Source organism: Crocosphaera sp. UHCC 0190 (assembly GCF_034932065.1).
Classification (GTDB): Bacteria; Cyanobacteriota; Cyanobacteriia; order Cyanobacteriales; family Microcystaceae; genus UHCC-0190.
In genome coordinates this window covers 45,720-58,226 of the sequence record NZ_JAYGHP010000006.1, presented here as the reverse complement: position 1 = coordinate 58,226, position 12,507 = coordinate 45,720, and the positions used below count along the sequence as shown (strand labels likewise).

The following is a 12,507-nucleotide window of genomic DNA, read 5'->3' as shown; positions in this document are numbered from 1 at the left end:
TTTATTACTGTTGAACTTCTGCCCAAGAACTACTTTTATTACCCAAAAAACGCCCTAATTCATATTTACCTAACAATACAGCAGAAACCGTCAAAGGAATAAAATAATAAACCCCACGATAAATTAATAATGACCCTAATAATTCCTCAGAAGAAATAAAGGAAGATAGTAACAAAATCATTACCGTTTCAAAAACCCCTAATCCCCCTGGCACATTACTGGCTAATCCCGCCACTTGTGCTAACATATAAATTCCAAAAAAAGTAGAATAGGGTAAAGAAACAGATGCGCTTAAAATGGCATAAAAAACAGCCGCAGCTAAAGACCAATCTAAGGCAGAAACTAACAATTGACCTAAAGCTAGTCTCACCGGAAGATGGGGTAAAGTCCATTTACCAATAATTAATGGCTTTTGACGGGCAACAGTGAGGAACAAATAAGCGACAATAATCAACAGAAAAATCAATCCCAATGGTCGAACAGAAATAAAAGGCAAATCTAATAAATTAGGAATGGCTAAGGGTTCCTTCAGAAAAACAATTGCCCCTACCACAAACAATCCTAAACAAAAAGATAGATTACAAAAAGCAGAAATTTGAGCGATCGCAACGACAGATAATCCCCAAGCGGAATAAAATCGATAACGAATCATACAACTACTTAATAAGGCAAACCCGACACTGTTGCTAATGCCAGAACAGATAATTCCGACTAAAGCCGTTTTTGAGTAAGGAATAGAACGACGAACATAAGCCACCCCAAGAAAATCATATCCCGTCATAATTAGATAATTGATACTCATCAAGGCGATCGCCCAGAGAATATGATGGTGGGGAATCTTCGATAAAGTCTGCCAAAAAGTGTCTGCTTGATAATTTTGTAAATTTTGCTGAATTGTCCAGATGGATAAGCCGAAAAGTACCAGACTTAAGCAGGACGGAATGAGCCGAAAAAGGTTTTTTTTGTGCATAATGGAGAAGTAAAAGCTTAAGAAAATTTTATTTTTGACGGATTAGACAGTAAAATTCACAATCACTGCTGAGTTTATTAGGGCAGGGTTTTTGAAATCTAATGACCATGATCGCCCAAAATTTTACCGATCTTAACCCAACCTTTGAAAATAGCTACGTATCATTAATCACAATATAACTAAGCTATCACTTCTCTGCCGCTAAAACAGCCATCCTTGTGTGTTAATCTCTAGGTTGTTAAAAAACTTTAAACTTTTGTCCCCCTTTGGTTATGTTTACTCCCCTAAATACATTTCCTGTTCTCGGTTTACCCGTTCATCTGAGTGATAACTATAGTGATTGGTTACTAAACTGTATAGAGCATAATCAAGGGGTTCATGTTGTGACCCTCAATGCAGAGATGGCCATGTTGGCCCAACAAGAGTCTGAGGTGGCTCAAGTCATTCAAACTGCCGAATTAGTGATTCCTGATGGGGCAGGGGTAGTAATCTATTTAAGATTTCGGGGAAAGCAACAGCAACGCTGTCCAGGAATTGAGTTAGCTCAATCTTTGCTCGAAAAATTCGCTCCTATTAGCTCGTCTTCTCCCATTATCTTTTATGGTGGCAAACCAGGAGTTACAGAAGATGCAGCCAATTATTGGCGCAATAGAATCCCAGAAATCTCCATTCTCACATCCCATGGTTATTTATCCCCAGAAGAACAGGAAACCTGGAAACAAACCCTAAAAACTCAACAACCTCGCTTAATTTTGGTGGGGTTAGGAGTCCCCCGTCAAGAATACTGGATTCAGGAGAATAGACATTTATGTCCCCAGGCGATTTGGATTGGGGTTGGGGGAAGTTTTGATGTTTGGTCAGGCATAAAAAACCGCGCCCCTCATTGGTTACGGGAAAACAACCTAGAATGGCTTTATCGGCTGTATCAAGAACCTTGGCGTTGGCGACGGATGTTGGTATTGCCTCAATTTTTTATCAAGGCTTTATTGAGTTAAGGGTTAAACGTTAGAATTTGGGGTTCTAAGAGGGATTTTTGACCAATAACCGGGTCTAAATCCACTGATTTCAGCAAATCTGTCCACAGGGCCAAGATGGCTGAATCTTGGGGCTGCGATCGTTTTAATTCGACTAAAACCTTAAGGGTTTCATGCCAAACTTGATGATCTTGATACAGGTTTACTTGTTCAGCTAATGTGGCTTGATCAATTTGGTGTACCAGATTGGAGTCCAGTTGGACTGGTTGTAATAACCCTTCCACCACCACATCATAGGCTCGATCATCAGCATTGCAAATAACCGATAAATACCAATGATATTTGTCTTGGGAATTGGCGGTAGAAAGAAGAGGAACTTTAGGGAGTTGTAAGCTCATAATTCCCTCTTTGCCTTGACCCTGAAAGCTTTTTTTCTGCACCAATTCATCTTGCGGCCCACGCAATACAAATTCAATTTCTGTCTTGGTAGAAATGGCAGGAACAGAGAATAATAAAGTCGGATCATTTGTTGCTGTTGCACCGACCAAATTTTTAGGAATTAAAGCTGTTAACTGTTGCGGATCAAAGTCACATTGATTATTGAAGGGGCGACTTGCCGCAGGTTTACGTCTTTGGGGGGCTTCAGCCATCTCATTCTCAGCATTTTCTTGTGCTTGAGGTCGTCTACTTGCCCCTCCTTTACGGCGGTCAGGAACCTGATTAGCGATCGACTCTTCTTGATCATTAGAAGGTATTTGAGTTTGGGCCATGACCACCCAATCCATCAAAGATAGAGTTGTCACTAAGGTAACACTGAGCAGTGTTGCTGCTTTCTTGATGGAGCGTTTGTTGAGAATCATTTCTTTTCCCTGTCAATACACTTAATTAATAAATAATCCAAGTTAATTTGGATTTAAGATCTATGCAATAGGATTGAGTGCAATAATTTAATTAATACCCTTATTTTATATTCTACTCTCCATTGTTGTTCTCCGTCCAGTTATTTTTAAAGGCTGTGATAACAATCACAAGATACTTGAAGTTCTCCCAGTTGTTTTGTAAAAATTGGGAAGTCTTTAAGATTAACATCCCCGACTCTCTTTATTGCCCACTAATTTAAACTGCTGTGATAGGTAAGCTCCATCAAATAATTCGCTCTTTTTTCTTTGTTGCTCAAGTCAACAAACAACCTTCCCAAGAGATTGATGGGTTGTTTAACCCCCCAATGAGTCAACCCAGTCCAAAACTTAAAAAGGCGAGAATGTCCTCAATTTCGGCCATTCTTCTTTCGAGTGTTTTGGTTACTTTGCCGTTAATTGGACTCAGACAGACTGGCCGCTTACAATTTTTGGAATTAGTCGCCTACGATCAACTGATCAGAGCTTTACCTTTTGGGGGCCATGATTCTCGGTTGTTAGTGGTGGGGATTACGGAAGCAGATATTCAACAACAAAAAAAATGGCCTCTTTCTGATGAAGTCATTGCTCAATTACTTGATAAATTACAAATCTACAACCCCAAAATTATTGGTCTTGATATTTATCGGGATCTTCCCCATCCCCCTGGCGGTGAATTACTACATCAAGTTTTACAAGCTGACAATATTGTTGTGGTTAAGCAACTTCCCACCGCTGACAGCGAAGGAGTCCCCCCACCTGATGAGATTCCCTCCCATCGAGTAGGTTTTAGCGATCTCCCGATTGATCCTGATAATGTGGTGCGTCGTACGTTTATGTACATTCAATCCAAATCAGGGAAGATTAAAGAAAGTTCTTTTGCTTTACAAATTGCCCTCAATTACCTAGCTCAGAAAAATCAAGGGTTACAAGTTAAACCAGAGGCCTTGCAAATTGGACCAGTGTCCTTTCCTCGTCTGTCAAGTAACGCCGGAGGTTATCAACTACCACCATCAGAAGCTTTAGGCTGGCAAATTTTATTAAAATATCGAGGCACAAATGCGGCGAGAGAAGTCTCCTTAACAGAAGTCCTAGAGGGGAAAATTGACCCCGATTGGGTAAAAGATAAGATTGTTTTAATTGGAGTCACCGCCCCTAGTAGTAAAGACACCTTTCCCACCCCTTATAGTGCTACCCAAACGAAAAATTTTGAAATGCCAGGGGTAGTGATTCATAGCCAAATCGTCAGTCAAATTTTAGGGACAGTGTTGGATGGCCAACAACCCTTTTGGTTTTGGAATCAGGGCCTGGAATGGGCTTGGATTTGGCTTTGGTCATTATTGGGGGGAATTGTTGTTTGGCGATCGCAGCGTCTTTGGCTCTTAGGGGGCAATGTCCTAATCGCCCTTGGAGGATTATGGGGATTGGGTTTTGTGATTTTCACCCAATCTGGCTGGATTCCTATTATTCCCCCATTATTGGGTTTTTTGCTGGCGGGGGCCTTTGTTTTAGCCTATAAGACTGTTTATCAAACTTATCATGATCCTTTGACGGGATTGGCTAATCGACGGTCATTAGAAGGAAAACTGAAAAAAATTAACACTAGCAAAGCCTTTGTCAAAGGGGAATTGATAGCCGTTTTGTTTATTGACGTTAATCGCTTCAAAACCATTAATGATGGGTTAGGACATCAAGCAGGGGACTATTTATTGATGGAAATTGCTCAGCGTTTACAAAAACACCTGACATCTTCTGAGTATTTGGGACGGGTTGGGGGTGATGAGTTTGTCATCTGGTTACAAGGCGTGAGGGACTCTCAATCGGTAAAAACCTTTGCTGAAACACTCCAACAAGATTTAAGTCAACCTTTTTACTGGCAAGGACAAGAAATTTTTACGACGATTAGTATCGGAATTGCTTTTGATCGTACCGGCCAAGACTTTCAGGGTGGCCAATTGCTTCGTTATGCGGATATCGCTATGTATCGGGCCAAGGACATTGGATCGGGTCGTCCCCAAATCTTTGAAACGGGAATGGATACCCAAGCGGTACAACGTTGGCAATTGGAAACCGACCTACGTTTAGGATTAGAAAAGGGAGAGTTTCAACTTTATTATCAACCGATCATCTCTCTGAAAACTCGTCAAATAGCGGGTTTTGAGGCTTTGGTTCGCTGGATTTCCCCTCAACGGGGGTTTGTCTCTCCAGGGGATTTTATCCCCGTTGCTGAAGAAACTGGCTTAATTGTTCCTTTGGGAGAATGGATTTTAACTGAAGCTTGTGAGCAAATTCGTTACTGGCATGAGAAATTTCCCCGGACTCCTGCTTTAATTATGAGTGTCAATCTATCGGGCCGTCAGTTTGCTCAACCCGATTTAGTCAAGCAGATTGAGAGTATTTTAGATGAATCTGAGATTGATGGCGATCGCCTGAAATTAGAGATCACCGAAAGCATGATGATGAATGATGTGGAAGCGGCGATTGAATTACTGAATCGATTAAAAGGGTTAGGTTTACGGCTGAGTATCGATGATTTTGGCACAGGATATTCCTCTTTGAGTTATTTACACCGTTTTCCCGTAGATACTCTCAAGGTTGATAAGTCTTTTGTGGGGCGTATGGAGGAAGGAGAAGAGAGTGGTAAGTATATTTCCATTGTACAAACCATTATTTCCTTGGGGCATAATTTGCACTTAGATGTCATTGCTGAAGGGATCGAAACATCGACACAACTTGAGATCTTAGAGTCCCTACAATGCGAATATGGACAAGGATATTTCTTTTCCAAACCCCTCTCCCAGGAAAATGCAGAAGCTTTATTAGCTCAAGAGCAAGCAGGTTAACAGGATGTAAGCTGTTGTGAATTTAAACCGCTTATTTAAAGTCTTGGTACAAACCCTCAACCCCTTTCTCCCTGCTCCCCCGCAGTCTAAACTAGCCATTTGGATGCTTAATAGCTTATATAGCAACCGCCAAGGAGGATAGGACATTTTTCAAACCTCAAACCCAATAGCAGTGAGGTTTTAACCTCCTGCCTCCTGCCTCCTGCCCCCTGCCTTCTGCTATATAACCCCTCAGTTTTGGGGATTAAAGTCTTGTGTTCAAGTTTGAGTAATATTGTCTATTTTATTCGGCTTAACATATCTAAAAAAATTGGACAATATTGTCCAATTTTGTTTTGATTTTACCCAATGACCAAGGTTATTTTGCGTTTTGTATCTGATTGTATCGAGATGATTTGTTTGTTTAATTTTACTTGAAACTTCGAGTAAAATTAGGTAATATCAACTATAGTATGGGTAAGAACAAAATTCAGTTCTGGTTAGGATCACTTAGGAATGTTTAAGTTGCCTGTTACAATCTCTCTCTAAGGATGACTTTGATTACCGGATTAGGGGATTTTCCCAAGAGGGTATGTTCAAGGTTCCAGAGAAGACCTGGCAAGCCTATGCCATAACCGATGATGTTCATAGATCTACTCCCTAATTTTTCCAGCTTATGAGCAGTGTTTTTAATCACTGTGTGCTTTCTACGGAAAAAAAGATTTTTTTTGCTTAAAACTCACGCATATCTCCGGTAGGTTTTATCTAGAATCACCGCTTATTATGTAGACATAGAGAACAAACAAACAACCAACACAAAAGGAGCCAAAACAATGAAATTCAACAACACTTTAGTCGCTATCTTAACCGTTGCTTTAACTGCTGGTATTAATGTTTCTGTAATGGCTAATGTTCCCACCCAACAACAAACTCAAGGGGAAAGCCATAATCCTGTTACCGAAACCACTCAACCTCAAGGATGTGCTAGATGTTAGTAGATTGATAAATCAATGCAATACGTTGAGATTTAAAAAATCTAACAAGCATTGGTATAGGGATGCAGTCTATAATTAAAAGGTCAGTTTCGATGGATTATCCTTAGACTCAGACTTACAACATAGACATCTAACTAATGTGTGATGAGTGTCAGTCGTTATTTTACAATTCACAGATTCCCAGCCTGTATCAGCATCCTTACCGTCAGTTACTTAACGGTTGTTCCCTCAACTCTAGCGCAAGTCTCTAGTGATGGAACTGTAAACACCCAAGTAACCCCAACAGGTAATCAATTAGAAATTACTGGGGGGACACAACAGGGTAATAATTTATTTCACAGTTTTAATCAGTTTTCTATTCCCGACAAAGTCGAGGCATATTTTAATAATTCTAATCAGATAAATAATATTATTAGCCGTGTCACCGGTGCTTCTATTTCCCAGATTGAGGGAATAATTCGCGCCAATGGTACGGCTAATTTATTTTTAATTAATCCCAATGGCATTACTTTTGGCCCCAATGCTCAAGTCAATATTGGGGGGTCTTTTTTAGCGAGTAGTGCGGAGTCCATAGAATTTGCTGATGGGGTTCAATTTAGTGCCACTAATACACAACCCAATCCATTGTTAACTATGAGTGTTCCGGTTGGGTTACAATTTGGCTCTAACCCAGGAAATATTCTGCTTGACCGAGTGATTGATCTGAGCGTCAATCCTGGCAATACCTTAGCTTTTGTGGGGGGAAATATCCACTTTATAGGAGCAGGTAATGAAGAAAACGAAGCTGAAGGAATAAACGTTACCAATGGACGCATAGAATTAGGAAGCGTTGGCAGCAAGAGTACCGTTCAAATAACTAAGACTAACAGTGGATTTAAACTAGGTTATGAAGGAGTCAACAACTTTCAAGATATCTTGTTCTCACAAGGATTCGAGATTATCCGAGGGTTTAATTCCTCGATTCAGCTACAAGGAAGACGAATTTCCTTAGACAATAATGCACAAATATTTAGTCGTCCTCAAGACTCTCAAACGGCGGGAGATATTACTGTTAACGCTACCGAGTCTGTTGAAATGACGGGTTCCAAAACGCAAGATTTTCTCACGGGTTTGTTCGCTGAGGTTGGCTCAGGGGTAACAGGTTCGGGGGGTAATATTATCATCAACACTCAAAAGTTAATTTTGCGTGATGGAGCATTAGTTGCATCAGAGGTGTTTGGTGCAGGACAAGGGGGTAACGTGGAAATTAATGCTTCTGATTCAGTTGATGTTATAGGAACGGGTTTTTTGACCAATAGCACCATAAGTACAACTACAGTGGGTTCAGGCAATGGAGGAGACATAAATATCAATGCCAAAAACTTAGGATTACAAGATGGAGGACTGATTTCGGCTGCCACTGCTGTTTTACGAGGAGATCCCCCTAATACAGCTACGGGTAAAGGGGGAACAGTTAACATCAATGCCTCTGAATCGGTACAAATCACTGGCACCGAGATTATTCCCAATCGCATTGAAGCAGGAAGAGTTCCTAGTGCAATTTTTATTGAATCAGGGTTTAGCGATATCAGATTCTTGGGTTTTGGCCAAGGAGGTAGTCTTAACCTTAATACTGATCGATTAATGGTGGCGAATGGGGGCGTTCTTTCTGCGGCAAGTTTGGGGGAAGGAACGGCGGGAAATATAAATATTCAAGCCAATACTATTCTTCTAGATCAAGGCGTTTTAACTGCCTCTTCCCAAGGAACAGGGAATGCAGGAAATTTAACCATTAAAACGGACAAATTAACAGTTAATAATCACTCACGAGTAGCGGTTAGAAGTATTGGTTTAGGTCAAGGGGGTAATTTAACCCTCAATGCTGGGTCGATTGTTGTAGACAACAACAGTCAACTCACTGCTACCAGTCAACCCTTAACGCCGGAAAATGTCCAAGAATTAGTAAGATTGGGCATTGCACCAGAATTATTAGAAGTTGATAATACCTTAGCTAATGCAGGGAGTTTAAACATTATTACCGATAATCTAACGGTCAACAATGATTCAGAAGTGACTGTCAGCAGTTTTGGTTTAGGAAATGCGGGTAATATTAATATTAAGGCGCAAAATATCTTATTAGATAATGATAGCCGCCTAACTGCGGAAACGGCATCAGGAGAAGGGGGAAACATTGCCCTTGATGTCAACCAATTGTTAATCCTAAGACATGATAGCCAAATTTCTACCACTGCAGGAACCCAACAAGGAAGTGGTAACGGAGGGAACATAGATATTAACGCCCGATTTATTATTGCCGTTCCCGCCGAAAATAGTGATATTTTTGCCAATGCTTTTCTAGGGCAAGGGGGTAATATTGATATTACGACTTCGGGGGTATTTGGCATTGAAGAACGAGCAAAACTGACTCCCCTGAGTGACATTACTGCTAGTTCCCAGTTTGGTCAATTAGGGACTGTGGCCATTAACCGTCCTGATGTTGATCCCCAAAGAAGCTTAGTGAAACTTCCCGCCGATGTGGTGGATGCCAAAAAACTCATTATTGATGCTTGTAGTCCTGGTGGGGCCTTAACTAGAGGAGAATTTATCATTAGGGGACGCGGGGGTTTATACCCAAACCCCCATGAAGGTGTCAATACTCAGACAGGATTAACTGAATTAGGTTATCCTAATAATACTTTGTCCAATTTCGAGCCTTCATCAGAAGTTCATAACAATCGTTCATCCTCCCCCGAACCTCTTAACCAGAGGGAAACACACAGGCCTCCCATCGTGGAAGCACAAGGATGGATCACCGATGCCGATGGTAAAGTAGTGCTGACGGCCCAAGCATCCGCTGTGACTCCTCACAGTTCCGGTTTTATGCCAGCCACTTGCTATGATTTGTCAACGACTAACCAGTCTCCGTCTCCCTAATTTGTTGATTGTTTTTGCTGGTATTCTATGGCTTAGTGGTTTGAATGGCGGTAAACTTCAGGCACAACCCTTTGAAGAAAACCCTGTTCGTCCCCCCTCTTTGCCGGAGTTAACCCCTACCCAACCTGTCCCTTTACCAGAAACTCCCCTAAAAATCCCTTCCTTTAATCCGAATACTGTAGAGGAAGTTCCTGCTAATATATCAGGAACCATTACAGTTAAGCAGTTTCAGTTTCAGGGAAATACGGCTTTTAGTACAGAAGAATTAGCTCAGGCGACTCAGCAATTTACGGGTCGTCCCATTACCTTTTCTGAATTATTGCAAGCGAGATCAGCAATTACGAAACTTTATGTTGATAATGGTTATGTGACTTCTGGGTCTTATATTCCTCCCCAAACCATTGAAAATGGAATCGTTACAATTAATATTGTCGAGGGAAAATTAGAAGATGTTAAGGTAACAGTTGAGGGAAAACTGAACCCAAATTATGTCCGCGATCGCTTGGCATTAGCGGGGGAAACGCCCTTAAATATTAACCGTTTAGTCGAAGGGTTACAAATTTTACAATTAAATCCGATCATTGAGAAAATTTCCGCAGAATTAACTGCGAGTCCCCGTCCAGGTAATAATTTTTTAATTGTTAATGTAGTTACAGCACGTTCTTTTTTTCCGACAGCTATTATTGATGATGGACGCAACCCTCAAGTGGGAGAAATTCGTCGAGGGTTTAATCTATCTGAGAAGAATTTAACGGGTAATGGGGATAAAGTTGAGCTAACATATTTTAATACAGATGGCAGTGATGATATTGAGGTGACTTATCAAGTTCCGGTCAATGTTTATAATGGCACAGTTCAAGTAGGTTTTAGGAATTTAACAGGGGAAATTATTGAGCAACCCTTAGATATTTTAGAGATTAATTCCGATTATCAAAAGTATTCTTTCAAATTTAAACAACCTATTATAGAAACTCCTAATCAACAGTTTGCTTTAGAGTTAGATCTCGATCATCAACAAACTAAAACTCTTTATTTACAGGGACTTCCTTTTCCTGGGAGGGGTTCAGATAATAATGGAAGAACTCATATTTCAACCATCAGATTTGCTCAGGAATGGGTAGGAAGAAGCGATCAACAAGTGTTGTCTGCACGGTCAGAATTTAACTGGGGAATTGAAGCATTAGGGACAACAAAACCCTTTGATTTTTCTGTTAATCCTGAGTCTCCTTATAGTAACTATTTTTTATGGCGGGGTCAAGCACAATGGGTTAGATTATTGGCACCTGATACTTTATTTTTGATCAGAAGTGATTTCCAAATTGCTGATCGTCCTATTGTTTCTTTAGAGCAATTTTCTTTAGGGGGTTTAGGGAATGTAGAAGGATATCGACAGAATTCTTTGTTAACCGATAATGGAATTTTTGCAGGAATGGAAGTACGTTTACCGATTTATCGTATGCCTAATGATAAGGTTTTGGTGCAAATTGTGCCTTTTTTAAATTATGGTCAAGGTTGGAATAGCGGGGATACACCAGATCCAGCGATTAATGAATTAGCTTCCGTTGGGATCGGTTTACAACTACAATATGGTAGTTTTTTTAATGCCCGTATTGACTGGGCAAACCGTTTAGGAAAGGAGCTATTTCAAGGCGGAAATTCTTTACAGGATGATGGGATATTTTTTACCATTACGATTAGTCCGTGACCTAATTAACAAGTAATATGACAATTAACGACCTAAGGTTAATTCTTCTTTTTTACCTAAAATTCCTTGAGGTCGCCAAACCATTAAGACCATTAAAATTAAGCCAATTACCATAATCCGAAAATAACCAGCTTGACTGGGACTTAAAATACCAAGTTGAGGTAATATAAAGCGCGTTAAGGAATCATAAGCCCAAAAAATAATTGCTCCTAAAATTGTACCTGCATTACTACCTGAACCACCTAAAACAACAATAATCCAAGTATTAAAAGTAATTAGAGGATCAAATTTATCGGGATAAATTGCCGTTAATTGCCAAGCAAAGAAAGCACCTGCAATACCGGCGATCGCACCGCCTAACATAAAAGATTGTAACTTATACCATAAAATATTTTTGCCTAGAGCTTTGGGAATTTCTTCATCTTCTCGAATGGCTTTAAGAATGCGTCCCCAAGGAGAATGAACTAAAAATTCTAATCCACTATAAGTGATCGCTAAGACAGACAAAACCAACACCATTAATCCGGCTTTATAGGTATAATAAGAAAGGGCTGTTATTCCTGTAATATACACTAATAAGATTAAAGCGGTGGCAATAATTCCCCAAATAACTAAAGTAATAGGTTTTCTCGGTTGATAACTTTTACCTTGAATTTCCTTATTTTGTTTCCATTGAGAAGCAAGACTTTTATAGAGTGTCCATCCTGCATAAATTCCTAAAAGAGTTAAGATAGCAATGAGACTTAATTTAAGGGGAAAACTTGGTTCAATATTCAAGGGAAGGGGATATTGTCTTAATCCTAATGCACCTTTAGTCAACCATTCTTCATTTAACGCAACTAAACGAACTAATTCTGATACCCCAATCGTAACAATAGCAAGATAATCTTCCCTGAGACGTAAGGTAGAAAGTCCAATTAATAACCCTAATATTGCTGCTAAAACTGCACCCGCTAAGATGGCAAGGACGAAGGGAAAACCTGTGAGGGTTAATAAAACAGTAGTATAGGCTCCCAAGGTCATGAAAGCAACCACGCCAAAGTTAATGAGTCCAGTGAAACCCCATTGTAAATTTAGTCCTAGGGCAAAAATACCGTATACCGCTGCTGAGGTGGTGATATAAATAATGTAACCGCTAATGCCAATGAGTTGAACTAATAAGGCGTTATCCATGAATAAGAAAGCTTGAGATTAATGGCAATGAGATTATACAATAATTGAGAATAATTGCC

Annotated in this window: 8 protein-coding genes; 5 read left to right on the top strand and 3 right to left on the bottom strand. The window is 40.1% G+C overall.

The window, feature by feature from the left end:
* Positions 1–4: 4 nt before the first annotated feature.
* A complete protein-coding gene (locus VB715_RS10720) occupies positions 5–970 on the bottom strand; it encodes a lysylphosphatidylglycerol synthase domain-containing protein (protein WP_323301199.1) in 966 nt (321 codons plus the stop codon).
* 272 nt (positions 971–1,242) lie between these two features.
* On the opposite strand from VB715_RS10720, the gene VB715_RS10715 reads away from it, so the two are divergent.
* Positions 1,243–1,965, top strand: a complete 723-nt coding sequence (locus VB715_RS10715) for a WecB/TagA/CpsF family glycosyltransferase (RefSeq protein WP_323301198.1) — start codon at positions 1,243–1,245, stop codon at positions 1,963–1,965.
* On the opposite strand, the gene VB715_RS10710 is transcribed toward VB715_RS10715, so the two are convergent.
* Positions 1,962–2,804, bottom strand: a complete 843-nt coding sequence (locus VB715_RS10710) for a DUF928 domain-containing protein (protein WP_323301197.1) — start codon at positions 2,802–2,804, stop codon at positions 1,962–1,964. The two genes, VB715_RS10715 and VB715_RS10710, sit on opposite strands and share 4 nt — an antisense overlap.
* Positions 2,805–3,070: 266 nt before the next feature.
* Here VB715_RS10710 and VB715_RS10705 point away from each other — a divergent pair, with 266 nt between their 5' ends.
* From VB715_RS10705 to VB715_RS10690, 4 genes are all read left to right on the top strand, one after another.
* On the top strand, positions 3,071–5,683 hold the full coding sequence (locus tag VB715_RS10705; RefSeq protein WP_323301196.1) for an EAL domain-containing protein: 2,613 nt from the start codon (positions 3,071–3,073) through the stop codon (positions 5,681–5,683).
* 812 nt (positions 5,684–6,495) lie between these two features.
* Entirely contained in the window at positions 6,496–6,657 is a 162-nt protein-coding gene (locus tag VB715_RS10700; RefSeq protein WP_323301195.1) for a protochlorophyllide oxidoreductase, read from the top strand.
* Between the two features lie 144 nt (positions 6,658–6,801).
* Positions 6,802–9,570, top strand: coding sequence for an S-layer family protein (locus VB715_RS10695; protein WP_323301194.1), 2,769 nt, complete (start codon positions 6,802–6,804; stop codon positions 9,568–9,570).
* Positions 9,533–11,275, top strand: a complete 1,743-nt coding sequence (locus VB715_RS10690) for a ShlB/FhaC/HecB family hemolysin secretion/activation protein (RefSeq protein ID WP_323301193.1) — start codon at positions 9,533–9,535, stop codon at positions 11,273–11,275. Before VB715_RS10695 ends, VB715_RS10690 begins: the two co-directional genes overlap by 38 nt.
* A gap of 24 nt (positions 11,276–11,299) precedes the next feature.
* On the opposite strand, the gene VB715_RS10685 is transcribed toward VB715_RS10690, so the two are convergent.
* Positions 11,300–12,448, bottom strand: coding sequence for a branched-chain amino acid ABC transporter permease (locus tag VB715_RS10685; protein ID WP_323301192.1), 1,149 nt, complete (start codon positions 12,446–12,448; stop codon positions 11,300–11,302).
* Between the last annotated feature and the right edge of the window lie 59 nt (positions 12,449–12,507).

Bases quoted from the DNA above. Each gene is read 5' to 3' on its own strand.
- VB715_RS10710 (WP_323301197.1), bottom strand. From the start codon at position 2,804: ATGATTCTCAACAAACGCTCCATCAAGAAAGCAGCAACACTGCTCAGT.
- VB715_RS10715 (WP_323301198.1), top strand. From the start codon at position 1,243: ATGTTTACTCCCCTAAATACATTTCCTGTTCTCGGTTTACCCGTTCAT.
- VB715_RS10690 (WP_323301193.1), top strand. From the start codon at position 9,533: ATGATTTGTCAACGACTAACCAGTCTCCGTCTCCCTAATTTGTTGATT.
- VB715_RS10695 (WP_323301194.1), top strand. From the start codon at position 6,802: ATGAGTGTCAGTCGTTATTTTACAATTCACAGATTCCCAGCCTGTATC.
- VB715_RS10720 (WP_323301199.1), bottom strand. From the start codon at position 970: ATGCACAAAAAAAACCTTTTTCGGCTCATTCCGTCCTGCTTAAGTCTG.
- VB715_RS10685 (WP_323301192.1), bottom strand. From the start codon at position 12,448: ATGGATAACGCCTTATTAGTTCAACTCATTGGCATTAGCGGTTACATT.
- VB715_RS10700 (WP_323301195.1), top strand. From the start codon at position 6,496: ATGAAATTCAACAACACTTTAGTCGCTATCTTAACCGTTGCTTTAACT.